19 protein-coding genes are annotated in these 24839 nt (G+C 43.4%); 12 read left to right on the top strand and 7 right to left on the bottom strand.

From position 1 onward, the window contains the following. Positions 1–16: 16 nt before the first annotated feature. Positions 17–2830: a pyruvate dehydrogenase (acetyl-transferring), homodimeric type gene (gene aceE, locus A7325_RS03960; RefSeq protein ID WP_068404850.1), complete on the bottom strand. Its 2814-nt coding sequence runs from the start codon at positions 2828–2830 to the stop codon at positions 17–19. 799 nt (positions 2831–3629) lie between these two features. On the opposite strand from aceE, the gene A7325_RS03955 reads away from it, so the two are divergent. Both A7325_RS03955 and A7325_RS03950 read left to right on the top strand, forming a co-directional pair. Beyond that, the gene (locus A7325_RS03955; protein WP_223808581.1) at positions 3630–4001 is read left to right on the top strand and encodes a hypothetical protein; all 372 of its coding nucleotides are present in this window, start codon (positions 3630–3632) and stop codon (positions 3999–4001) included. A 41-nt stretch (positions 4002–4042) separates the two neighbouring features. Continuing rightward, complete coding sequence (locus A7325_RS03950; RefSeq protein WP_068404847.1) at positions 4043–4825, top strand: hypothetical protein; 783 nt, start codon at positions 4043–4045, stop codon at positions 4823–4825. 123 nt (positions 4826–4948) lie between these two features. On the opposite strand, the gene A7325_RS03945 is transcribed toward A7325_RS03950, so the two are convergent. The 4 genes from A7325_RS03945 to glpK all read right to left on the bottom strand — a co-directional run bounded on the left by A7325_RS03945 (position 4949) and on the right by glpK (position 9895). Next, complete coding sequence (locus tag A7325_RS03945; RefSeq protein ID WP_068404845.1) at positions 4949–5641, bottom strand: TetR/AcrR family transcriptional regulator; 693 nt, start codon at positions 5639–5641, stop codon at positions 4949–4951. A gap of 213 nt (positions 5642–5854) precedes the next feature. After that, complete coding sequence (locus tag A7325_RS03940) at positions 5855–6883, bottom strand: endonuclease/exonuclease/phosphatase family protein (RefSeq protein WP_068404843.1); 1029 nt, start codon at positions 6881–6883, stop codon at positions 5855–5857. A gap of 409 nt (positions 6884–7292) precedes the next feature. Then, positions 7293–7763, bottom strand: coding sequence for a glycine zipper domain-containing protein (locus tag A7325_RS03935; protein WP_225211729.1), 471 nt, complete (start codon positions 7761–7763; stop codon positions 7293–7295). 539 nt (positions 7764–8302) lie between these two features. Continuing rightward, the gene (glpK, locus tag A7325_RS03930) at positions 8303–9895 is read right to left on the bottom strand and encodes a glycerol kinase GlpK (RefSeq protein WP_068404840.1); all 1593 of its coding nucleotides are present in this window, start codon (positions 9893–9895) and stop codon (positions 8303–8305) included. Between the two features lie 324 nt (positions 9896–10219). On the opposite strand from glpK, the gene A7325_RS03925 reads away from it, so the two are divergent. From A7325_RS03925 to A7325_RS03910, 4 genes are all read left to right on the top strand, one after another. Continuing rightward, the gene (locus A7325_RS03925) at positions 10220–11971 is read left to right on the top strand and encodes a TolC family protein (RefSeq protein ID WP_068404839.1); all 1752 of its coding nucleotides are present in this window, start codon (positions 10220–10222) and stop codon (positions 11969–11971) included. A 106-nt stretch (positions 11972–12077) separates the two neighbouring features. Further along, a complete protein-coding gene (locus tag A7325_RS03920; protein WP_068404837.1) occupies positions 12078–13361 on the top strand; it encodes an HlyD family secretion protein in 1284 nt (427 codons plus the stop codon). 3 nt (positions 13362–13364) lie between these two features. Continuing rightward, positions 13365–14714 carry an ABC transporter permease gene (locus A7325_RS03915; protein WP_068404835.1) on the top strand — a complete coding sequence of 450 codons (1350 nt, stop codon included), beginning with the start codon at positions 13365–13367 and terminating at the stop codon, positions 14712–14714. A gap of 71 nt (positions 14715–14785) precedes the next feature. Further along, positions 14786–15946, top strand: a complete 1161-nt coding sequence (locus A7325_RS03910; protein WP_068404878.1) for an ABC transporter permease — start codon at positions 14786–14788, stop codon at positions 15944–15946. A gap of 112 nt (positions 15947–16058) precedes the next feature. On the opposite strand, the gene sthA is transcribed toward A7325_RS03910, so the two are convergent. Both sthA and A7325_RS03900 read right to left on the bottom strand, forming a co-directional pair. After that, the gene (sthA, locus tag A7325_RS03905; protein ID WP_068404833.1) at positions 16059–17702 is read right to left on the bottom strand and encodes a Si-specific NAD(P)(+) transhydrogenase; all 1644 of its coding nucleotides are present in this window, start codon (positions 17700–17702) and stop codon (positions 16059–16061) included. A gap of 225 nt (positions 17703–17927) precedes the next feature. Then, on the bottom strand, positions 17928–18824 hold the full coding sequence (locus tag A7325_RS03900) for a pyruvate, water dikinase regulatory protein (RefSeq protein ID WP_068404832.1): 897 nt from the start codon (positions 18822–18824) through the stop codon (positions 17928–17930). Positions 18825–19251: 427 nt separating this feature from the next. Here A7325_RS03900 and ppsA point away from each other — a divergent pair, with 427 nt between their 5' ends. The 6 genes from ppsA (at position 19252) to A7325_RS03870 (ending at position 24784) form a co-directional block, all read left to right on the top strand. Further along, a complete protein-coding gene (gene ppsA / locus A7325_RS03895) occupies positions 19252–21636 on the top strand; it encodes a phosphoenolpyruvate synthase (RefSeq protein WP_068404830.1) in 2385 nt (794 codons plus the stop codon). A gap of 153 nt (positions 21637–21789) precedes the next feature. Beyond that, positions 21790–22776, top strand: a complete 987-nt coding sequence (locus A7325_RS03890; RefSeq protein ID WP_227514933.1) for an RDD family protein — start codon at positions 21790–21792, stop codon at positions 22774–22776. 299 nt (positions 22777–23075) lie between these two features. Continuing rightward, positions 23076–23474 carry a 30S ribosomal protein S6 gene (gene rpsF, locus A7325_RS03885; protein ID WP_068404828.1) on the top strand — a complete coding sequence of 133 codons (399 nt, stop codon included), beginning with the start codon at positions 23076–23078 and terminating at the stop codon, positions 23472–23474. Positions 23475–23490: 16 nt separating this feature from the next. Further along, positions 23491–23718 carry a 30S ribosomal protein S18 gene (rpsR, locus tag A7325_RS03880; protein ID WP_068404827.1) on the top strand — a complete coding sequence of 76 codons (228 nt, stop codon included), beginning with the start codon at positions 23491–23493 and terminating at the stop codon, positions 23716–23718. A 25-nt stretch (positions 23719–23743) separates the two neighbouring features. Then, entirely contained in the window at positions 23744–24253 is a 510-nt protein-coding gene (gene rplI, locus A7325_RS03875; protein ID WP_068404825.1) for a 50S ribosomal protein L9, read from the top strand. A 252-nt stretch (positions 24254–24505) separates the two neighbouring features. Further along, positions 24506–24784, top strand: a complete 279-nt coding sequence (locus tag A7325_RS03870; RefSeq protein WP_068404823.1) for a hypothetical protein — start codon at positions 24506–24508, stop codon at positions 24782–24784. Positions 24785–24839 lie beyond the last annotated feature (55 nt).

Raw genomic sequence — 24839 nt, 5'->3', positions numbered from 1 at the left:
TTGCCTTGTCTTTGGGCTATTCTTTGACGTCGTCATCATTGAGTAAGGCGGCATCGGCCGGATCTTCTGCGCGGCCTTCGCTGCTTATTTCGTCATCATCTTCACTGACAAACTCTGGCACAGGGTTCGGATGTACATTGTCAGGGCCTGGGGCATCTGGGAAATGATCATAATGAGGCTGTTGTTGCCATGCAGGCGGTTGATCCGCTTCGATACCAAAGCTTGAAATCGCATCTTTTACCAGACGCATCTCAACTTCACCTTCATCAGCTAAGCGCTTAAGTGTCGCAACCACAATGTGCGCGGCATCGACATGGAAGAAGCTACGTAATTGTTCACGAGTGTCTGAGCGACCATAGCCATCAGTACCTAAAGTCGTATAAGGGCGATTGTCAGGCAACCACGCGCGGATTTGTTCTGGATAATTGCGCATATAATCGGTCGCTGCGACGACGATACCTTCGTGCGGAGCAAGCTGTTCGGTCACCCATGGCACCACTTCTTCATCCATTGGATGCAGGCGGTTATAATCATCACAAGCCATACCATCGCGGGTTAGCTCATTAAAGCTGGTCACGCTCCAGACGTTAGATGAGATATTAAACTCATCTTTTAGTATTTTCGCCGCTTTTTGCACTTCACGTAAAATAACGCCTGAACCTAATAGCTGAACTTGGCTTGAACCATTGTCTTCTAGCAAATACATACCACGCTTGATGCCTTCTTCGACACCTTCTGGCATGGCAGGTTGTTCGTAGTTTTCATTCATTAAGGTTAAGTAATAATAAACACGCTCGCCCTCACCATACATGCGGCGTAGACCATCATGCATAATCACTGCCAGCTCATAACCGAAACAAGGGTCATAAGTCACGCAGTTCGGTACGACGTTAAATAAAATCTGTGAATGACCATCTTGATGTTGCAAGCCTTCGCCGTTTAGCGTGGTACGGCCAGCCGTTGCGCCAAGTAAGAAACCTTGCGCCTGACAGTCACCTGCTGCCCATGCCAAGTCGCCAACACGCTGGAAGCCAAACATAGAGTAATAAATATACAGTGGAATCATCGGCAAGGCGTTGACAGAATAACTGGTTGCCAGAGCAATCCATGTACTCATTGCGCCCGCTTCGTTAATGCCTTCTTCTAACATATGACCATCGATGGCTTCTTTATAACCCATTAAAGCTTCACTATCCTCTGGCGTATATTTCTGTCCAGAAGCTGAATAAATGCCCAATTGGCGGAACATACCTTCTAGACCAAAGGTGCGCGCTTCATCAGGAACAATAGGTACGACGCGATCTTGAATGTCTTTATTTTTTAACATCGCTGCTAGTAAACGCACAAACACCATGGTAGTCGATTGCTCTTTACCATTACTGCCTTTTAGCACGCGATCGAAAATAGACAACTCTGGAATATTTAATGGAATATGACCACTACGGCGATTGGGCAGATGACCACCCAAGGCTTCGCGGCGACCTTTTAGGTACTTCATCTCCAGCGAGTCTTCTTTTGGACGATAAAACGGTAGCGTCTCTAACTCTTCATCGGTAAATGGCAAGTCAAAGCGGTCACGGAAATACATCAAAGCTTCATGATCGAGTTTTTTGATTTGATGTGTCTTATTGACTGCCTGTGCTTGATTAGATAAGCCATAGCCTTTTACCGTTTTTACTAAGACCACGGTCGGTTGGCCTTTGGTTTTCATGGCTTCACTAAAGGCCGCATAGACCTTCATCGGATCATGACCGCCACGGTTTAGGCGCGAAATATCATGGTCAGACAGCTCGTTTGCCATCTCCTCTAGCTCAGGATATTTACCAAAGAACTCTTTACGGGTAAATTCAGGCGTACGCGCTTCATACAACTGATATTCGCCGTCGACCGCTTCTTCCATGCGATATTTAAGCACGCCGGTGGTATCTTTATCTAACAAGGTGTCCCACTGACCGCCCCAAATCACTTTAATCACCCGCCAGCCTGCACCGCGGAATACCGACTCAAGCTCCTGAATAATCTTGCCGTTACCACGCACAGGACCATCGAGACGCTGTAAGTTACAGTTAACGACCCAAATTAAATTGTCCAATTTCTCACGACCGGCAAGCGAAATGGCTCCCAAGCTTTCTGGCTCGTCGGTTTCACCATCACCCAAGAAAGTCCAAATCTTGCGATCTTCTTTTTCTAGCAAGCCGCGGTTTTCCATATAGCGATGCACGTGCGCATGATAAATGGACATAATTGGGCCCAAACCCATGGACACGGTTGGGAACTGCCAATAATCTGGCATCAAATATGGGTGCGGATAGCTTGACAGACCCTTGCCGCCGACTTCACGGCGAAAGTTATCCAGCTGCTCTTCATCTAAACGCCCTTCTAAATAAGAACGCGCATAAATACCGGGCGCCGAGTGACCTTGATAATAAATCATGTCACCGCCGAAATGGTCGCTTGCCGCCCGAAAGAAATGGTTAAATCCGGTTTCATAAAGGGTCGCACTTGAAGCAAAAGTCGCTAAGTGACCGCCTAAATCATCATCATTTTTGTTGGCACGCATGACCATTGCCAATGCGTTGTAGCGAATCAGCGCACGAATTTTACGTTCAATCGTCAAGTCGCCTGGATACATTGGCTCATCTTCGACCGCAATGGTATTGATATAAGCGGTATCGAGACGGTTAAATGGCAGCCCTTCTTGTACCGCCATGTTATATAGTGCTTTTAATAAAAATTGCGCTCGATCCTTATCGGCATGTTTGATAACCGACTCAAAGGCTTCCAGCCATTCTTGGGTTTCGGTGCTATCAGCATCCTTATAATAATTCATCTTTATTAATCCTTTTTATCAGTCAGCCCTGCACGATAACAGGGTGTTATTAAATCAGAGGGTGGTACGTATCTTAATGAGCAATCGATTGACTTGATGCCTTCCCTATAACTTCCTTGCCGCATCTAAGCATTGCATTTACGTTCAGGGTTATAACAGAGAATTCTAAATAAATCATATCACTGTAGAGTAGCATTAGGCGCGAATAAAAACCGTTGTAAAATTAAACGATAGCCACTATGCGCTTCTCACTATCAAATGATAATGACACTCTATTATAGGTACTTATTGTGGATTTGTTTATAGCTATGGAGAAATGCCGATATGACAAGTATTTCTGAAATAAATAGTGGATATTTTTTTTGCGATATTTCAGAATATTGTTTAGTCGTTTTATTTTACGGAGCCATTACTTAAATTTAGCATTTTGATGTGTTTGGTCATACTAAAACTGCCATTCGTCTGTTTTTTAGAGTTGCTATAAGAGAATTGGTAAAAAATATTTATAATCTAGTAGAGAGCTATAAAAACAAAAGCGTACATATTTATAACTGCACAGATTAGCAAATATTCACCACCCCTATAATTAAATAGCATCTTCCTTATAATTACCTCATAATCTCTAAATAATGAAGGTGATATCTCATTTAACATTGATACAGTCAGCAAGTAGATAGCGATATGAGAATTGAGGAAGAAATATACTATGAATTGCCTTAGATTTTTAAAGGTTATTTTGTCAACAGTTTTATTATTTATGCTTTCATTAACTCTGGGATATGCTAATAATGGAGTAAAAATGGAACTGACAACTAATAAAGTAGTGAGTGATAAGCAAGGCAAAGTAGTTTATATACCTGTCAGAACTGCTCCAGTAGGCACTATTATCCAGTATAAAGTCATTTATACTAATACTTTAGCCAAAGATATCAATGACTTAATTATTACTCTACCAATTCCTTCAAGTATGACATTTACTGGTGAAGCACATCCTGCTAGCGCTCAAGCTAGTACCGATGGAAAAAACTTTGCTGATATACCCTTAGTGCGTCAAGTAGCTGGAAAAATGACTAATACGCCGCTTTCTGAATATCGCTATATCCGTTGGAATATTAAACTTTTACCTGCAAGAAAATCTGCCAATGTATCTTTAAATACCACGGTAAATTAGTTTTCTCGAAATACTTATTACCTTACTATAAGGTTGTTCTTATGCCTCGCACTAGCATTCAAGCCACTGGCTATAAAAAACCTTTATATACTGTCTTATCAGCTGCGTTACTATTGTCAGCGGTTTCTTGTGTATCAACTACAAGTCTTACGCCAAAAGAGAATACATTAAAGACAGCAGATTACTGTCGCAGCAGCAACGATACTAAAACTCTAGCACCTTCTAAATCACAAAGCGTACAGCAGCGTGCTATGGATTGCATGCTGAACGAATTACAAACTTATCAACAAAAAAACATGAGCGCGCGGCAACAATACTTTGCTTACAAAGCCCAAGCTTGGCTAAACTATGCAAATCATAAAGACAGTATGAATAGTCGCTCAGACGTTGGTGTGGAAGCTGCCCAAACGGCAGAAAATATCTTGCAAGCGTTAAAAAATGATAAGGTTGAAGAGCTTGCACTTATTGAAGACATTCCGTCTACTTCTGCGCTCATGCGACCTGATTTATGGGCAACGTTAAGCGCTCTTAAAGATAGTGGCGGTATCGATAGCGCGCCACGCGAAATCGCCTTTAGCGAAGTGTCATTAATATGGGCAGCTACCGACCAGTGTGAGCGTGGCGCGAAATCATCAAACAGTCACTTTCGGATGGCAGACCGCTGGCTTGAGCAAGCGCGCGAGGCATTTGTAAATACTCATGATTCAAAAGCGAATGTCGCTTTAGAAGCGCTTATCGTGCGCTATTATGAAGAATACGCTCCTTTAGATTCAAGCGATGACGGTTGTAACGGTCAAGCGCTACCGATAATGAATAAAAATTAAATGTCCTCTTAAAACACTAAACGATTAATACAATCTCATAAAATTGCACAAAAAAAGCCGACATCATGTCGGCTTTTTTATATTCGTCATTTGGCTCAAAACTCTTGTCTAACTCAATAAAAATTAACGGTTTTTACGCGGTAATTTTTCTGGCAGATAGCAACGCAGATAAGCGATAGACGCCGTATTGGCTTCTTGCAAATACTTCTCAGTAATGCTTTGATGACGGCGATAAGAAACCGTAAAGATGGCATTGATGATGCTGAAGGTAATCAATAATACATCTTGAATATCTTCTAATTTTGGCATCTCATAACGCTCTGATAAGCGCTTATAGACCAATTGCACCACTTGATTGTCCATATGCTCACCATAGCTATCCCCTTCAAAATCAGGCGTATTGGTGTCATAAATCAATTTGGCTTTGGTTTGATCTTCATCAAATATTTGTACACAGCGCTCAATCAACGCGGTCAAGTACGCTTGCCATCTGTCATAATCAACCGTTTCAACCGTTGTCAGCACTTCTAAAATATCGATGGCATTTAAAAAACGCAGTGCTAAAAATATCGCTTCGATATTAGGGAAGAAATGATAAGCAGAAGCTCTTGGAATACCCGCTTCTTCGCAGACAGCTGCCAAAGTGATGTCGTTAATTGCTTGAGTTTCACTCAATTTTTTCGCGCCCATCAATAGTTTTTGACGGCGTGCGCGGCCTTGTTGACTGGTAAATTTGAATTTATTTGGCACCAGCTTCTTTGCCAGCTCAGAATCTACCAGTACATCTTCAATCTTATCTTCTTTATTTTCAATCATCATAAATCTCTTAAGGTTACGCCCTAACTTTATATAGTCTTCATCAGATAGTATTTGTCCTAAATCGAAGGACTATTTTCTATCAACCGGCAATTTGGGCCAATAGCACCGCTACTATACTAAAATGAAGCAGCATGATAAACGCTTGTAAACTATCAAGCAAGGGACATGAATAGGTTAAAAAATAACTCACTAATTACTAAGTAAACAGGGTTAATTGTGAAGTTTAATTTTCGCTCTTATAATACCATGATCGATGACTCTATCGGCATAATCCCACTTTAAATGGTCATTAAAATAGTCAACTCGTTCAACCTGACCGAGCGAAAACTTACTATCAGGTAAAAATTCTTCTGAAACAAACAGCTGATCAATCACTTCAGGCATACCTTGATAAATATGGGTATAAGCAACATCTTTCATCCAGCCATAACGTGCTTGAATACGAGCGGCGTCAAATAACGCGACATCGCGCATACTTTTATCATAATTGACTTCGCCTGTCTCGCTCATCAGTTGGGTGGTCACGCTACCGGTGACATCGTTCATATCGCCTAATAAAATCAGTGGCTCACGCGTATGATGCAGGCGCTCAATAATGGACATACGAATAGAGGCAGCTTCTGCGGCGCGCATACACAAACTACGCAGCTTGGCACGGACGCGAATATTTGGATCGTCCATATCCTCTAGCAACTGACCGTTTTCATCGCGTAGGAAAAAAGCCCGTTTGCTTTTTAAATGCGCGGTGACAATCGTAATCGGTTGTCCAAAGGCATTGACTCGTAATACAAGCGGCGGACGATTAAAGCGCTGATAAAGACCGATATCAGGAATATCAATGACCGCTTTTGGTTCTACCTGTTCTAACAAAGTGTTTTCTAACTGCTCAAAACGCGTAATAATTCCGACAGCTGGCGTATGTTGCGCGCCTTTGCCTTGGGTATAAGGACTGGCCTTATCATTACTTGCCAGCGGAATAACCACATGCTCAGGTTTGAATCCTAACCCTACTGCCAGTGCTTCAAGCGCCTGACTGTCCCATACTTCTTGTACGGCTATAATATCAGCATGGGCCTTTGCCAGTAAGTCGGTAATGCCGTGCAGCTTATGCTGGTATTCGTTATCGCTATAAGCCGGCGTGTTTTCATAATAAATTCGATTAGGGTTAGCAAAATTAAGTAAATTGGCCGTTGCTATATAAAATTGCTTAGGGCTATTGTCTTCAGCGTTATTAACCATGAATTACCTATTATTATTATTTTTATTTTTAATAATTGTCTTTTTTACGAGTAACTGTTTTTGATGATTGTCTTTGTTTAATAATGGCTATTTTCTAAAATAACCTTTTACCACTCTATATTCATACATAATAATATACATTAAAAAAGCCTCCAAAGACATCTTTGGAAGCTTTAAAATAACATAAAACTGACTATATTTATGAGTTAGCAGAGCCAGTTCTACAATCAAACTAACTCTAGTAATGAAGGAGTAAGTTTTCTTATCCTTTGCTTACTTATATTAAATACCTCATTAGTTAAACTTAACTTATATGTTTAGCAAAAAGCAGTTCAACAAAACGTAACTTATCCTTCATTTTTTAAGGCTAACCTGACTTATAGCCAGTATCTATGAACTCATCGCTTTATTACGATACACGGTTCCATGCGTCACGTGAGGCACGGCGTGCTTCATTCCACTCTAGGCGCGACTCACCTTTCACTTCATGCCATGAGCGCTCTAAGTCTGATTCATGGTCTTCAAAACGAGCACCAGCTGGATAACGAGCACGATTTGCATAACCTACTGCATACGCTGGGTGTAAATCGCGGTCAAAGTCGTGACCTTCACGGTAATAATCGGCATTGGCATGTTCTGCGCGCCAGTAAGCTTCTTCACGAGTAGGATCAATCGCTTCTGCTGCTGCATGACCTACGCCGCCACCAACGATAGCACCAATAGCTCCGCCAATTAAAGTACCTAATGGGCCTGCCATTGTACCAATTGCCGCGCCTGCTGCTGCCCCGCCAACACCACCAATACCAGTACCAATTGGATGTGAACCTGGCTCACCTGTAATTGGATCGGCGTTTAAATCTTCTCTGCTTTCCTTCGTCATATGCTTAACGGCAGTACGGTCAATAGCATCATGGTCATTGATGATATTATCGTTTTCATGACCGACAACTCTATTGCCATTAATATCACGGTCAGTGCCTGCTAAGCGGCGATCGTTATCATCGATAATACGTTCTCTGTCGCCCACTTCAACATAATCATCATTCACTACGCGGTTATTAGGGTCGGTAATACGTCCATCGTTATTCATAATATTATCCTTAAATTATTTGTTATATATTAGATTTATTGTTCACTCATTTATAAAGCGTTAAATTTAACAAACTATGCAATATTAGAATTAACCAATAAAAATAATTGCTAAAAATTACCTCTTATAAATCAGCAGTATTGCTTGATTCATCTAAAGTATAGGAACTTATGGATAATGACCGATACACAGATTATGTAAACTATGTCCAAATTACGATTGCCTTGCGTTACAGCCTGTATCTTTATCACTATTTTGTAGGGCAGCAGAGTATTTTGAGTAATTTATAAGCGTCTATTCACTAATGCCTTAATTTTTCATTTAAATATTTATAAGACTTTTAGCGCTCTATCAATCGCTTGTTGCCACTTATCAAGATGCTGTTCACGCCTATCTGCAGACATCTCAGGCTCAAAGATGCGATCAATCTGCCACGAGGCTTGTATCGTAGTCTCATCGTATAGACCGGTTTTTAATCCCGCTAATAAAGCTGCACCTTTAGCGGTAATCTCTGTGTCTTTAGGGCGTAGCACCGGTACGCCTAACAAGTCGGCTTGAAACTGCATGAGCAAGTCGTTATTCGCCGCACCACCATCTACTCTTAATTCAGTCAAAGGGTGCGGGCTGTCTTTTTGCATGGCAATCAGCACATCGTAAGTTTGATAGGCAATGGCCTCGAGAGCCGCGCGGGCAATATGGGCTTTGGTCGTGCCACGGCTCATACCGGTAATACTGGCATTGATATCTGAGCGCCAATAAGGCGCCGCAAGCCCTGTAAATGCTGGCAGTAATACCACCTCCTCACTACTATCTACTTGCCGCGCTAAATGCTCAACCTCACTGCTTTGTTGAATCATGCCAAGATTGTCACGCAACCACTGCACGATAGCGCCCGCCATAAAAACACTGCCCTCTAAGGCATAAGTGACTTCTCTTTTGGGCGGCTGTAGCAAGCGTCTGCCAGACTGCACAATTTGATCAAAGGATAGATTGTCTGGGCGGGTTGGCGTTGATTTGCGTTGCCAAGCAATGGTCGTCAGTAACTTATGCTCGCTCAGTTTCGGCTCTTTACCAATATTCATCAGCATAAAACAGCCGGTGCCATAGGTATTTTTTGCCATGCCTGCATTGAGACAACCTTGCCCAAACAGCGCCGCTTGCTGGTCACCTAATACCGCCTGAATGGGAATTTGTTTAGCGAACAGTCCTTTTTTGGTTTTACCAAAATCGCCATCAGACGGTAGTACCTTGGGCAATATGTTCATCGGTATCCCAAAGCAGGTACATAGCTCCTCCGACCATACCAGTTTATGGACATCATATAATAAGGTACGACAAGCATTGGTGACGTCAATGACATGCTCGCCACCGGTCAATTTATAAATAAGCCAGCTGTCTATAGTACCGACCGCGATTTCGCCTTTATTAGCGCGCACCCTTAATTTGGGATCGTTTTCTAACAACCATGCAATTTTACTGGCGCTAAAATATGGATCCAAACGCAAGCCTGTAAGACGTTGAATCTCACTGGCCATATCATCATGGCTGTTATCCGTCTTAGCGCTTGGGCTTTTCGCAGCAAGCGTTTTACAATAGCTGGCAGTACGGCGGTCTTGCCAAATAATGGCCGGCGCTAAAGGTTTGCCCGTTTGCTTATCCCACATCACGATAGACTCACGCTGATTGGTAATTGCAATACTGGTGACATCGGTGGCTAGCAGCCCTGCTTGATTAATCACATCATGAGCACAGCTAATCTGCGTTTGCCAGATCTGCTGCGCGTCTTGCTCAACAAAACTTGCCTGCGGAGTTTTTAAAGTCGTCGGCTGCTGGGCCATTTTAATCGGGCGGGCATGGTCGTCATACAATATTGCGCGGCTCGACGTCGTACCTTGATCTAGCGCTAAAATATATCCTGCCATTACTCGCATCCTATTTTATATAATGTTATTTTTTATCGGCTAATTTTTATCTGGTTTTATCACTGATTTATAAACCAATTCATAAATAATGCTATTATCTATCTTGAAGCTAGACACTTAACATAAAACTGGTGTCCATTCAACGCAAAATAAGCGAATAGTGAGCATTGACCCGTCACCATTGTGCCACTACAGTGTACGCTTTGTTATGAATAACCAATTTTTGCTTTCTATTAATGGTCTATAATATTGCCCTGTTTGACTACCTGCTAGAAATTTTGCGCTTTAAACACTTTGCATTCTAATTAATGGCTTATGCGACTTATGAAATTTGCTTTATCGACTCTGTCTACTGCGGTGATGACGGTTACGCTCATGGGCTTAGCCGCGTCTCACTCCGCAAACGCCAATGATGATATTAACACGCCCCAAAATGAAGTAGCGCCCGTTGTCGTGACGCAAATTGTTGACGCGGATACGCCAAGCAGCCTGCAAGACAGTAGTGGTATTAAAAACAGTGTTCAAGAAAACGGCACTCAAATAACTCACACTCAAACTGATAAAAACCTTGCGCAAAAAAGCATCATAAAAAATAAAGCCGCGCCGATAGAAACACAGCCAGTTAAAGCTGAGTCAAATGGTCATTTAACCACCCTTATCGATCCTATTACCCATAAAAGCATTGAAAATAGCTATCCTTTAGAAGTATCGAGTCTGCTTAGTCTTGAGCAAGCGCAAAATATTTTATTGCAAGTTTCACCAAAAATCGCCGCCAATCAAGCCGCGATTGCTGCCAGTGAATATGAAACCGATGCCTTAAAAACCATCGACCACCCGTTAGTATTTGCGCGCGCCTCCGCCACTGCTTATAACTTGGACGCCGATGTTGATTTATCGTCAATTAAAAACGGTATTATCAACGATGTGAATAGTAGTATTGATGGTATCAACCCGCCGATAGACATAGAAAATTTGCCAGACTTTGGTGAATTGGTCGGTGACCGTATCCCAGATACTTACGATTTGAAACGTTCGGGTTCAACGACGGGCGCAGGCCTTGGCGTGGTATGGCCTATTTATACCGCTGGACGCACAGCGGCATTGACAGGCGCTTCCACTGCTCGCACCCAAGAAGCCGTTGCTGATAGCATACTAGATACCAACGAGCTGTATAACACCTTAGTTGAGCGTTATTTTAAGGCACAGTTGGCGATTATTGCCGCTTATTTACGTGACGATGCTTATGATACGGTGCAGCAAGTTGACCATATGGCGCAGCGTCTGCTTGAAGAAGGCTTTATCTCCCGTGTCGATCGCTTAGAAGCCCAGTCGGCGCTTGCCGATGCAAAAAGCGAATCGGTCAATGCTAATAATGATGCGCGTCTGGCAATGATGGCGCTGCAGCGTCTATTGCGTACCGATTATCGTATCAAACCCAGCACGCCTTTATTTGTCTCAAGCCGTCCTCTGCCTGATGTGAATTACTTTCAAGACTTAGCACTGAATAATCATCCAGGTTTGCAAAAAGTTGCTGCCAAACGAGCGCAAGCGCAGCAGCTGCATGCGCTATCTGATACGGGTTACAAACCTACGGTCATGCTTTATGGTTATAGCCAAGTTGAAAAAGACCCCAGTTGGGTCGCTGGTATTTCAGCCAGCTGGAAGCTTTGGGGCGGGCTAGATAAAAAGGCGTCTTTAGCTTCCAGTAACGCCAAAATACGCCAAGCAGATTTGTCAGAGATAGAAGTCAGTGACAACCTGTTATTATTGGTCGAAAAAAACTGGCACGATGTCAATAACGCTCAGTCGCGCTATCAAGCCTTACAAAGTAATGTGGATTTGGCAGCAGAGGTATTGCGCTTACGTCAACTTGGGCTACAAGAAGGCCTGAATACGCCCATCGATGTGGTACAAGCTCAGACACAATACCTCAAAGCGCGCACCGAGCAAGCGCAGGCAGCAAATACTTATGTCCAGTCGCTTGCCGCCTTGATGCAAAGCTGCGGTACGCCGCTTGCTTTTAATGCTTACTTGAACGCCGCTGATATTCGTCTACCAACCCTATATGACAAGTAGCTTATTTAGTACACCGTATTCAACAATCATATGAATTGCCAAGATTAAATAACGCCAATACTATTCTGCTTATTATCGACTTTATCGCTTTAGGAATCTCACTGTCATGACTGAATCTAATAACGAATCAGGCGACTCACGCAAACTACCTGCTACAGACCAAGCTACTGAAACAAACCGCAGTCATCATGAGCAAACGCCCGTTGATGCTGATGCTGATGCGATTAATGGTACTAAACCGACTGAATCCGGCTTTGATAATACTGATAGCGTCGATAGCACTAATAGAATCGACAGCACTGATATTGACCAAGAACAAGCGGTGCCGCCTTATAAACGCGAGCCTGCAAACGCGGATAAATCTGTCGGTATTAAAAAGGCGATTTTGGTACTTCTTGTGCTGCTTATATTAGGGGCAATTGCTTATGGTTTGTATAAAAGCAATCAACACAATGAGCCTGAAGTCATCACCTTACAAGGTCAAATGCAAATGCAGCAAACGTCTATTGCTGCAAAAGTACCGGGGCGTATTGCTCAAATCATGGTCACAGAAGGTGATGCGGTAACGGTCGGTCAGCAGCTTATTGAAATGGACTCACCTGAGATTAACGCTAAAATCAATCAGGCGCGTGCTGGCAAGCAAATGGCGCAAAGCCAGCTTGATAAAGCAGAAAACGGTGCCCGCCCACAAGAAATTGCCCAAGCAAAAGCGGCTTGGCAAGCCAATAAAGCGGCGTCTGATTTGGCAGAAAATACTTATCAGCGCGTCAACCGTCTTTATGAAGAAGGTCTGATGGCACGGCAAAAGCGCGATGAAGCTTATGCGCAATATCTAGCGACTCAAGATAAGACAGAAGCGGCACGCTTGCAGTATGATTTGGCAAAAGAAGGCGCTCGCAGCGAGGATAAATCTGCCGCAACCGCCCAAGTTGCCCAAGTCGATGCGCAACTAGAAGAAGCACTGGTCGCTAAAGAAGAAGCCAATCTAAAAAGTCCAATTGCCGGTATCGTGGATAATGTCATCGTCAACGCGGGCGAAGTCATTGGACAAGGTGTGCCTATCCTAACTTTGGTTAATACAGACGATCAATGGGTAGTACTTAACGTCACTGAAACCTACTTAAACCAGTTTGCCATTGGGCAGCGTTTTATGGGTACGATTCCTGCTTTATCCTCGCCTGAAAAGCCTTATACCAAGCAGTTTACTGTTTATGCGACCTCAACCTTGTCTGACTTTGCTACTTGGCGTCCGACCAACAACAACGATGGTTTTGATGTGCGCACCTTTGAAGTTAAAGCGCGACCATCAACACCTGATAGACGTATCCGATCGGGAATGAGCGTGGTCGTCAATATCAATCCAACCCTTGCCAATCAGACCAAAGAGTAAGCCATGCGCCTGACTGAGCAAAACGGGCAACGCGGCGGATTAATCGGCGCCTTTATACGTAGTGCAGGCTACGAGCGCCGCTTTTTAGCCAAAAATCCGTGGGATTTAAGCATGGTGGTCTGGATACCGCTTGCGACCGTGCTCTTGATTTGGTGGATTTTTTCACAAATACAAATCACCGATTTACCCATTGGCGTCGTGGATAACGATCGTGGTCCTGTTGCCAATACTGCGGTGCGTTATTTGGAAGCCAACCCAAACCTGACGGTCAGACAGCTTTATCACTCGCCAGCAGCAGTAGAAGCAGCGCTCCTGCAACGTGATATCTATGCGGTGGTTATTATTCCAGAGGATTTCTCGCGCAATATCTCATCGAGTAAACCGGCGCCGATTGTATTGCAAGTAAATGCCCAATACGGTACTCATTCTGGCATTATCCAAACCAGTGTCCAATCGGTGATTGGGACGCTATCAGCAGGCGTTGAGATACAGCGTTTGGTCAAAAAAGGCATGGCACCCTCGCAAGCAGCGATTGCTTACTCGCCCATTGGTATTCAACGCATCAGTTTGTTTAATGCAGCAACCGACTATCAACAGTTTTTAGCATCAACCGTTATCCCAGCACTGCTGCATATTTTAGCCATGGTCATTGGCGCGACGACCATTGGGCGTGAATTGCGCGATAAGAAAATCGGTATTTGGTATGACTTTATTAATGGTGGTCAGCCTGATTTAACCACTATTAAAGACAATGAGACTCAAGGTAGCCAAAATAAAGACCGTCAGACCACGGCCGTTTCAGTCTTAACTGAAGATAATCAAACATTCATTGAAGATCCTAAGCCAAGAAAAGCTAGTGTATCAGTTTTGCTCTTTGGTTTATTGGGTAAGTACTTTTGGCCCATGCTGGCTTATAGCTTATGGTCAGTTTTGGCGTTATGGCTCGCCGCGCCGCAGCAAGCGGTTGCTATCAGCTCCATTATTGCGACTTATATTGGCCTTGTATTGCTAATGATGTTGTCATTTTGGCTGGGTGCGATATTTACCTTAACCTCGTTTTCGTTACGCATGGGTTTATCGTCAACCGGATTTATCTCAGCGCCTTCTTATGCCTTTGCTGGGGTAACATTTCCCTATATCGCCATCAGTAAAAACGCTCAGCATTGGTCGGATGCCTTACCACTGACCCATTACCTTAAGCTGCATATAGCGCAATTACAAATGCAAGCGCCGGTTGCCATCTCATTACCCATCGTCTATGGACTGACGCTTGCGACGATTGTTACTATGTTTTTAGCCGCCTTATTGAGCAAGCGCGCGCTCGCACATCCTGAACGCTGGGGGGCCCGATAATGGTTATGACACCAAAAGAACCTTTATCTCAAGAAAACCTCATAGCAACAAAAAATCAGCCTTCTAGTGCTATGTTAGAGGCAAAAAGTCATTCGCCAGCGCAAAGCTTTTTCGGCAGTTTTTTGCAAACTATCCAAGACGTCTTTTCTGATAAAGGCGTGCTACTACTGCTCATGATTGCGCCGATTATTTATGGCTTCTTTTATCCTTGGCCGTATTCAACCGAAGTGGTCAACCATGTGCCCGTTGGTATTGTCGATCAAGACAATACCAATCTGTCTCAAACCATCGTTCGTTATGCCAGTGCTAGCCCGCAGCTCGATACCAAGCGTTTTTTAAATGAGCAAGACGCTCAAGAAGCGATATGGTCCGATGACATCGCTGGATATATGATTATCCCAAGCGGACTTGAGCAGCAAGTCTTATCTGGCAAAGCAGCGAGCGTCAGCGTATTAGGCAATGGGGGTTATTTTCTATTAAATAAAAACGTTCAAATGGGTTTTTTGCAGGCGGTTAGTACGGTTTCAGCGGGCGTTGAGATTAAAAAAAGCGTGGCGCAAGGGGCGTATTCTGCAACCGCAGCGGCAAATACCCAAGCGGTACCGTTAAGAATCATCCCTTTATATAATCAAACCGAAGGCTACGGCGCTTATGTGGTGCCAGCGGTCGCTATTCTTATTCTGCAACAAACCCTATTGATGTCGACAGCGATGTTAATTGGCACCTGGTATGAGCAGCGTCGTCATGCCGCCAGTATTCGCGGCTGGCTTGGCCGTATTGCAGCGCTCAGTATGTTCAGCTTTATCATCGGCTGCTTTTATTATGGCTGGACCTTTGAGCTGCACCATTATCCACGTGGTCAAAACATGCTTGGCAGCTTGTTATTTTTGTTGCTATTTTGCCCAACTGTCGCCACGCTTGGTTGTGTGTTTGGGCTCTGGTTCCGTCAGCGTGAGCGCAGTATGCAAATCTTGATTTTTAGCTCGCTACCGATGTTTTTTGTCAGCGGATATCCATGGCCTGCCAATCAATTACCAGAGTTTTTACAAGTCATCCGCTGGGTCATACCGACGACGCCTGGTATTAATACCTCTGTTCAGCTTAATCAAATGGGCGCGAGTGTGGCGCAAGTCGCAACTGGCTTTTATGCATTGGCAGGATTGTGGGCATTTTACTTTTTATTACTGCTACTTTTCCGCTGGCGTACGAGCCAAAGCAAAACTGCTGTTTAGCATAAAAATATATGGATAGTATTGGCATTTATGCTATAAAAAATACCTCAAAAAAAAGCGCCTACTCAAGAAGCAGGCGCTTTTTTATTTATCTGACTTGATGATGTTTGGTTTAAAAAACGCGATTTAAACCATTGAGAGCGGCGACGCGATAGGCTTCTGCCATCGTTGGATAGTTAAAGGTTGTGTTCACAAAATACTCAAGGGTATTGTTGCATTTCATGACCGCCTGACCAATGTGAATAATCTCTGAGGCATGATTGCCATAGCAATGAATACCTAAAATCTCAAGCGTCTCACGGTGGAACAAAATCTTTAACACGCCCGAACGCTCACCAATGATTTGCGCCCGTGCCAGATGTTTAAAGAACGCCTGCCCGACTTCATAAGGGACTTTTTCATCGGTCAGCTCTTGCTCAGTTTTACCGATACAAGAAATCTCAGGGATGGTATAGATACCGGTTGGCACGCTTGATACTGGCTCGGCATCGCTATCGCCAACCATAAACGCCGCCGCACAGCGCCCTTGGTCGTAGGCCGCTGATGCCAATGAGGGCCAGCCAATGACGTCACCAGCAGCATAGATATTTTCGACGCCGGTACAATAGGTATCATCTACTTTTAACTGACCACGGCTATTGGCTTCCAGCCCAATAGCTTCTAAGTTTAAGCCTTCGGTGTTACCCGAACGCCCGTTTGACCAAAGAATGGCATCTGATTTGATACGCTTGCCACTTTTTAAATGCAAGACCACGTAATCATCGTGAGTTTCAAGGTGGTCAATTTCTTCATTGCTACGGATTAAGACGCCAAACTGTCTAAAGTCATGGGCGATGGCATCACTAATCTCACTGTCTAGATAATTGAGCAATTGATTTTGGTTATTAATTAAGTCAACTTTATAGCCAAGACCAGTAAAGATAGAGGCATACTCACAACCGATAACGCCTGCACCATAAATGATGATTTTTTTGACCACATAATCCATTTGCAAGATTTTATCAGAGTCAAACACGCGCGGATGGTCAAAGTCTAAAATATCAGGACGATAAGGACGACTACCAACGGTAATAATGGCTTTATTAAAGGTCACGGTTTCAAAGACGCCGTCGTCTTTTTCGACACTTAAAGTATGCGCATCAACAAAGCTTGCCCAACCATGAATCACATCAATACGGTTGCGCTCATAAAAACGGGTGTGGGTGCTTACTTGATTACGGATGACGCGGCGCGCATTAGCGAGCACGCGGTTTAGAGGTACTTGCTGATACTCCATCGCCTTGGTAAACATAGGATCGCGGCGAAAGTTAATCAAGTTAAAAACCGATTGACGCAAGGCTTTACTTGGAATCGTGCCCACATGAGTAGAGTTGCCGCCGACCTGTTCACGCGGATCAATCACCGCAACTTTTTTGCCGGCCTTGGTCAGCTTCATCGCCGCCGCTTCACCAGCAGGCCCTGCGCCTAGGACAACGGCGTCATATTCATACTTATGCTTATCGCCTTTGATGCGCTGCGAGTCTTTAGTAAAAGGAGTTTTAATATCGATGCGGATATCATCAAGCGGATTGACCAAGTCAGGGTGATGCATGATATCTTCAGTGACTTGCTCATGGGTTTGCTCAATTTTTGCTTTTTTAGTTTTGCCTTCAGTATGCTCAGGGTTCGGCGCGCGGCCGCTTTCTTTATTAGACACCTCGGTATGAATGTCTTTACCCGTGTCATTGGTCGCGTCGCTTATCGGTTTGCTTCCCATCGTATCCTCTTTTATTAATTTATAAATCTGTGTATTTTTTAGGCTATGAATGTCTACAAGTAACGATCAAGTTAGACCCATAGCGCTAAAGCGTGCCTACCATACGTGCTGATAGGATATTTTGCAATAACGGCTACACCGCTATAATGTCAGTGATAATATAGCAAGCACCTAATATAATCAGCGCTCCAGCCGTTATCTATTATTCTGTAATGCTTAATTACTTTAGCCGATACGGCGTTTAAGTCCCGTCATCTGCAAGATACGTGTGGCAATCTCTTCAACAGACATCTCAGAGACATCAAGACTCGGAATCCCTTGCGAGATATAAATGCCCTGTATGGCGCGCTGTTCTTGCTGACATTGCTGATAGCTAGAATAACGGCTGCCCGCGCGGCGTTCTTGGCGGATTTTTACTAAGCGATCGGTATCGATTAACAAGCCAAATAACTTGTGCTTATGCTCACGTAAGGCTTTTGGCAATTGATTGTCGTTTAAATCTTCTTCGGTTAACGGATAGTTTGCCGCTCGAATACCAAATTGTAGCGCCAAATACAGTGAGGTTGGGGTTTTGCCAGAGCGCGAAACACCGATAAGAATGATATCTGCTGCATGATAATGACGAGTACGTGCACCATCATCGTTATCTAGGGCAAAATGCACGGCATCGATACGTTCTTTATAAGTTTCAGAATCGACATTATCGTGGGCATGACCCGAATGCGCGTCCGGCTCGACGCCCGTCTCTTCTGCGACTCGTCCGATTAACCCTTCATACATATCCAAATTACAGCTATGCGCTGAGTTGATTTTTTCACGAATTTCAGGGCTAACAATCGTATCGAACACCAAGGGCAGCAAACCGTCGCGCTGATAGGCCATATTGATTTGTTCGACCGCCTCTTCGGCGCGCTCTAAGCTATCAACATAAGGCAACACCCGAGTTTCAAAAGGCACAGAGGCAAATTGACTTAAAATGGCGCGTCCAAGGGTTTCTGCGGTAATCGCCGTCCCATCAGAGATAAAAAACGCCGTTCTGATATTTTGGTCGTTATCTACTTGCAACGCTTGTTTGTTTTGAATGGTCGGCTTGGCGGCTTCGGGCGGATTATTTACAAACATAACGTGAACACCTTGGTTAAGACCTCAATAGGCGCTTTTATTTAGCGCAGAAAGTCTGTAGCGGTTAGTTTCTTGTGCCCTATATTATACGCACAATAGCTGTCTAATAGAAATCAATGTTACAGGCGTACACTTAGTAAGTACGATGTAATAAGGATATCTATTAAGAGTATTTATGCATCTATAGTATTGCTATAAAGGAAGGTTTCTTATCAGCAAATTTTTTCTCTAGAAACCAGTTATATTTTACTCTTTGTTATATTCTAACAAACAAATATTGATTTTTGACCGCGCAAATATGTAGCAAACGCCACAATTTGTATATTTTTGACGATTTATTTGGTTCTAGGTATCGAAATTATCCAAATATAGGGGTATAATCGACCATTATAATCTTTACTAAATAACCTTATTTTCTGGAGTTATCATGGCAGCGCAATCTACAGCACTTGTAATCAATCTTGATCAGCTAGGAAAAGATGACATTGAGATGGTTGGCGGCAAGAATGCCTCGCTTGGCGAGATGATCAGCCATTTATCTGATTTGGGTGTCAGCGTTCCAGGTGGCTTTGCGACCACTTCAAATGCGTTCAATCGCTTTTTGACAGAAACAGGCTTACTCGACAAAATCAACAACGAGCTTAAAACGCTTGATGTGAATGATGTTAATAAGCTTGCTGAGACTGGTAAAAAAATCCGTACTTGGATTATTGAGCAAGAGCTGCCAAGCGACCTTGAGCAAGAAGTGCGCCAGTCGTTTGAAACCATGAGTGGCGGCGAAGACATCGCGGTTGCGGTACGTTCTTCTGCCACGGCTGAAGATTTGCCAGATGCGTCATTTGCCGGTCAGCAAGAAACTTTCTTGAACATTCGCGGCATTGATAACGTCCTGATTGCTATTAAAGAAGTATTCGCCTCTTTATATAATGATCGCGCGATTTCTTATCGTGTGCATAAAGGTTTTGAGCACGAAGGCGTTGCCCTATCTGCTGCTGTACAGCGCATGGTACGTTCAGAAACTGGCGCTGCTGGTGTGATGTTCACCCTAGATACGGAAAGTGGCTTTGATCAAGTGGTCTTTATCACCTCAAGCTACGGACTAGGTGAAATGGTTGTGCAAGGTGCAGTCAACCCTGACGAATTCTACATCTCCAAAAAATTGCTTGAAAATGGCAAGCCTGCGGTCATTCGCCGTAATCTAGGCAGCAAACATAAGAAAATGATTTATGGTGATGAAGGTAGCACCACTAAGTCTGTCAAAACCGTCGATGTCGAAAAACAAGACCGCATGCAGTTCTCTTTAACCACTGAAGAGCTAAACTCACTTGCCAAACAAGCCATGACTATTGAAAAGCATTATGGTCAAGCGATGGATATCGAGTGGGCAAAAGACGGCGACAGCGGTGAAATCTTTATCGTCCAAGCACGTCCAGAAACCGTTAAGAGCCGCCAAGACAGCAATGTCATGGAGCGTTATATCATCAATACTGGCGATGCTAAAATCCTATGTGAAGGTCGTTCAATCGGTCAACGCATCGGCGCTGGTAAAGTACGTATCGTTAGCAATTTAAACGAGATGGATAAAGTAGAAGACGGCGACGTCTTAGTATCAGACATGACCGATCCGGATTGGGAGCCCGTCATGAAGCGTGCTTCTGCGATTATCACCAACCGTGGTGGTCGTACTTGTCACGCGGCTATTATTGCTCGTGAGCTTGGCGTTCCAGCTATCGTTGGCTGTGGTAATGCCACTGAATTATTGGTTGATGGTCAAGACGTGACGGTTTCTTGTGCTGAAGGTGATACTGGCTTTATCTATGAAGGTCAGATTGATTTTGAAGTACAGACCAACTCTGTTGAATCTATGCCAGAGCTTGCATTCAAAGTCATGATGAACGTGGGTAACCCAGATCGTGCCTTCTCATTTACCCAAATGCCAAACGAAGGTATCGGTCTTGCGCGTTTAGAGTTCATCATCAACCGTATGATTGGTGTGCATCCAAAAGCGCTACTAAATATGAACAGCTTGCCACGTGAAATCGCCCAAGCGATCAATGAGCGTATCGCCGGTTATGCCTCACCAGTCGATTTCTATGTGGATAAATTGGTCGAAGGTATCTCAACCCTAGCCGTTGCCTTTATGGATCAGCCAGTTATCGTGCGTATGTCTGATTTTAAATCAAACGAATATGCCAACTTGCTCGGCGGTAAATTATACGAGCCATCAGAAGAAAACCCAATGCTAGGTTTCCGCGGTGCCAGTCGCTATGTGTCTGACAACTTCCGTGACTGCTTCGAGCTTGAGTGTAAAGCACTAAAACGCGTCCGTGATGAGATGGGCTTGACCAACGTTGAGATTATGATTCCATTCGTTCGTACCGTTGGCGAAGCAAAAGAGGTCATCGAGCTACTCGCGAAAAACGGTCTAAAACGTGGCGAAAATGGTCTGCGCGTCATCATGATGTGTGAGCTACCAACCAACGCGCTATTAGCAGAAGATTTCCTAGAGCACTTCGATGGTTTCTCAATCGGTTCAAACGACTTGACTCAGTTAACGCTAGGTCTTGACCGTGACTCAGGTATCGTCTCACATCTATTTGATGAGCGTGATCCTGCGGTTAAGAAGCTATTATCTATGGCGATTGAAGCTTGTAACAAAGCAGGCAAATACATTGGTATTTGCGGTCAAGGTCCATCAGATCATCCAGATCTTGCTTTTTGGCTCATGGAACAAGGCATCAACTCAGTGTCACTAAACCCTGACTCAGTGTTAGATACTTGGTTCTTCTTAGCTGGCGAAGAAACGAAATAAGACGTAACGATACGTCACAGCGTTAATTGACAGAGTCATTTAATATACTAACATTAGGGTCTATTTGATTTTTTCAAATAGACCCTAATATAATGTATTAGCGAAAGTGGCTTGAAAAAGTGACTTAAGATATGACTAACTATGTAGGCAATTATGCAGATTTTCCTTGCTCGAAATAACGTACAAGCGGGTCCATACACGTTGGATCAGCTCAATATTATGCTCGCCTCAGGTGAAGTGGTATTAGATGATTTGATGTGGCATGAAGGCCTAGATCAGTGGCAGCGTGTTGGTAATTTAACCAATAATCAGACTTATTATCGTCCTGCTCCTATAGTGTCGGCAGATGATAATGACTCTATTATCAATAACGTCACTATCTTCCCAGAAGATTCTGCTAGTAGCACCTCTAAAGATGACAAAGCGGTATCGCTAGACAGATTGTATGGTAAGCCTGAACGCCCAGCAGAGAACGCTAAAAATACCAAGCTGGACATGACCACCAATCGTCAATATACACCCAATAAAAACGTGTCATTAAATAAGTCTGCTGCAGTCAAAGCCGCCTCGCCTAAAGATAAAGTCGTCGGTAATGTTGTCCTTGCGCCGATTATGTCGCGGGTGTTAGCGACTGCGCTAAATGGCTTACTGTATATATTAGCGATTTTACCGCTGGTCATGGCATTGACCAAAATGGATGTGGACTATACCAAATTTCAAAACATCCAAGATATGGATGCCGCGTATCAGTATTCCATGACCTTGATGGAAAGTATTCCTAGCAGCACTTTGATGATGTCACAAGTGATGGTGTTTGGTTTGTTTGCGCTGCAGCTGGTATTTATTACCTTGCGTGGACAATCACTTGGTAAGCTGATTACCGGTATTCGCGTCGTTGACCAAAGCACCCACCGCTTGCCTTCTTTTAGCAAGCTTATTGGCATGCGTACGCTACTACTGTTTATTATTTATAACTTATTATTCTCATTTACTAGCTTTTTAGGTTTTGTGGTTATTATTGTTCATTATTATATGGCCTCAAAAAGTCCTGAAAACATCGGTTGGCATGATAAACTGGCTAAAACCTTAGTAGTGAAAGCCGATAATAGCCAATTGGTCAAACAACCCAAGGCAAAATAATGGGTTTATAAGTTTATGATAAAAACGATTGTTATAAATATCATAAGGTTATATGAAAAAGTGGCGTTTATACGCTGCTTTTTTATTGAAGAATTTATATTTACGTCTTTTATTATTTATTGACAGACGCTCAGTCATTAACCTTTGTGTTAAAGGCTGAGTACTGTTATAATACGGCGCTTTATAAACTAAGCTTATCCCCTATTGTTTTTGCAAAATTCGATAAGATTTGGGCTTACCTTATAAATCTCCTTGCTATTAACATAGGGTTAATAGCTACTAATCCGTAAGGAGTCATAATGCGACATTACGAACTGGTGTTACTTGTACACCCAGACCAAAGCGACCAAGTGGTCGGCATGGTTGAACGCTATATCAAGTTGGTTCAAGACAACGGCGGTACGATCCATCGTCTAGAAGATTGGGGTCGTCGTCAATTGGCTTACCCAATTAACAAAATTCACAAAGCTCACTACGTTCTTTTCAACGTTGAAACTGACGGTGAGACTTTGGCTGAACTTGAAGAATTATTCCGTTATAACGACGCGATCATTCGTAGTCTAGTTATGCGCCGTGACGAAGCTGTCACTGAAGAGTCGCAGTTAGCCAAGAATGCCGATGAAAAACGCGCACGCAAAGCAACGACTCGTCGTCCAGACAATCGTGAAAACGACGACAACGACAACAGTGAAGACTAATTAAAGGAGAATACTCATGGCACGTTTCTATCGCCGTCGCAAATTCTGCCGTTTCACTGCTGAAGGCATCACTCACATCGATTATAAAGATGTTGAATTGCTAAAACAGTACATCAGTGACAATGGTAAAATCGTACCAAGCCGCATCACCGGTACATCTACTAAATATCAGCGTCAGCTAGCCACTGCTATCAAGCAAGCTCGCTATCTTGCGCTACTTCCGTATACTGACAACCATCAGTAATTTAACCGTTAACTAGGAATGACTCATGCAAATTATTTTGTTACAGCGTATCGTCAACCTTGGTAAACTCGGTGAAACTGTCGATGTGAAACCAGGTTACGGACGTAACTTTCTTATCCCTCAGGGCAAAGCACTACCTGCAACTAAAGCAAACATTGAAAAGTTCGAAGCACGCCGTGCTGAGCTTGAAGCTGAAGAAGCAAAAGAAGTAGCGGTTGCTCAAGAACGTGCTGACGCGTTAACGGACGTTAATGTTATCATGCGCGCTAAATCAGGTGACGAAGGCAAGCTATTTGGCTCTATCGGTACTCGCGATATCGCTGAAGCATTGACTAACTCAGGTCTAGAAGTTGACCGTGCTGAAATCAAGCTACCTGAAGGTACACTACGTCAAGTGGGCGAATACAATGTTGATATTCAACTACACCATGACGTAACTGCTAGCATCTTAGTAACCATTCTTTCTGAAGATGGCGACAACGAAGATGCCGCTGAAGAAGTTGAAGACGACAACGAAGATTACTCAGAAGAGTAATTTTTGGTGGTAGTGTAAACTTACTACCCGTCTAAGAAAGCCAGTAACGTCATGTTGCTGGCTTTTTTATTTCTAAAATTTGCTAAATGCTATCTCATTAATACTTACAATAGTATTGTGTAGCAATAACTGGTAATAAAACACCTGCATAACCTATACCTAATAATAAAATACTGCTTATAAAGTCATCTTCATTAATCTCAGTGCTATTGCTATCCTAGCTGTATTTAGCCATAGATAAAATGGGACGATATGATAAACACTGATGACAAATTAATATGCATCCAAGGTAACGAGTTTTATAAAGAAGGTGAAATCTATACGGTCGGTAGGATTGTAAATAATAAGTATTTCCAGATATTGACCGGCAATAATGCCGACCATTGGTATGCAACCTTAGACGATGAAGGTATTTATGTTAGCTTTGATTCTATGAGCCCTAAAGACAATAAAGCATGGTTTGATAAGTTGACATACTCCCGCCACTTTCGACAAGCTCAAGCGGGGGATTCTAAAAGCAAAAGCTCTTAGGCGACTTTCTCACGACCGTCGCAAGTTTTCTGCTTCAACGGGCGACCTTTACTGC

This window comes from Psychrobacter sp. SHUES1 (assembly GCF_001652315.1).
GTDB classification, from domain to species: domain Bacteria; phylum Pseudomonadota; class Gammaproteobacteria; order Pseudomonadales; family Moraxellaceae; genus Psychrobacter; species Psychrobacter faecalis.
This window is presented reverse-complemented; position numbering and strand designations above follow the sequence as displayed.

Bases quoted from the DNA above. Each gene is read 5' to 3' on its own strand.
- aceE (WP_068404850.1), bottom strand. From the start codon at position 2,830: ATGAATTATTATAAGGATGCTGATAGCACCGAAACCCAAGAATGGCTG.
- A7325_RS03955 (WP_223808581.1), top strand. From the start codon at position 3,630: ATGGAACTGACAACTAATAAAGTAGTGAGTGATAAGCAAGGCAAAGTA.
- A7325_RS03950 (WP_068404847.1), top strand. From the start codon at position 4,043: ATGCCTCGCACTAGCATTCAAGCCACTGGCTATAAAAAACCTTTATAT.
- A7325_RS03945 (WP_068404845.1), bottom strand. From the start codon at position 5,641: ATGATTGAAAATAAAGAAGATAAGATTGAAGATGTACTGGTAGATTCT.
- A7325_RS03940 (WP_068404843.1), bottom strand. From the start codon at position 6,883: ATGGTTAATAACGCTGAAGACAATAGCCCTAAGCAATTTTATATAGCA.
- A7325_RS03935 (WP_225211729.1), bottom strand. From the start codon at position 7,763: ATGACGAAGGAAAGCAGAGAAGATTTAAACGCCGATCCAATTACAGGT.
- glpK (WP_068404840.1), bottom strand. From the start codon at position 9,895: ATGGCAGGATATATTTTAGCGCTAGATCAAGGTACGACGTCGAGCCGC.
- A7325_RS03925 (WP_068404839.1), top strand. From the start codon at position 10,220: ATGAAATTTGCTTTATCGACTCTGTCTACTGCGGTGATGACGGTTACG.
- A7325_RS03920 (WP_068404837.1), top strand. From the start codon at position 12,078: ATGACTGAATCTAATAACGAATCAGGCGACTCACGCAAACTACCTGCT.
- A7325_RS03915 (WP_068404835.1), top strand. From the start codon at position 13,365: ATGCGCCTGACTGAGCAAAACGGGCAACGCGGCGGATTAATCGGCGCC.
- A7325_RS03910 (WP_068404878.1), top strand. From the start codon at position 14,786: ATGTTAGAGGCAAAAAGTCATTCGCCAGCGCAAAGCTTTTTCGGCAGT.
- sthA (WP_068404833.1), bottom strand. From the start codon at position 17,702: ATGGGAAGCAAACCGATAAGCGACGCGACCAATGACACGGGTAAAGAC.
- A7325_RS03900 (WP_068404832.1), bottom strand. From the start codon at position 18,824: ATGTTTGTAAATAATCCGCCCGAAGCCGCCAAGCCGACCATTCAAAAC.
- ppsA (WP_068404830.1), top strand. From the start codon at position 19,252: ATGGCAGCGCAATCTACAGCACTTGTAATCAATCTTGATCAGCTAGGA.
- A7325_RS03890 (WP_227514933.1), top strand. From the start codon at position 21,790: ATGCAGATTTTCCTTGCTCGAAATAACGTACAAGCGGGTCCATACACG.
- rpsF (WP_068404828.1), top strand. From the start codon at position 23,076: ATGCGACATTACGAACTGGTGTTACTTGTACACCCAGACCAAAGCGAC.
- rpsR (WP_068404827.1), top strand. From the start codon at position 23,491: ATGGCACGTTTCTATCGCCGTCGCAAATTCTGCCGTTTCACTGCTGAA.
- rplI (WP_068404825.1), top strand. From the start codon at position 23,744: ATGCAAATTATTTTGTTACAGCGTATCGTCAACCTTGGTAAACTCGGT.
- A7325_RS03870 (WP_068404823.1), top strand. From the start codon at position 24,506: ATGATAAACACTGATGACAAATTAATATGCATCCAAGGTAACGAGTTT.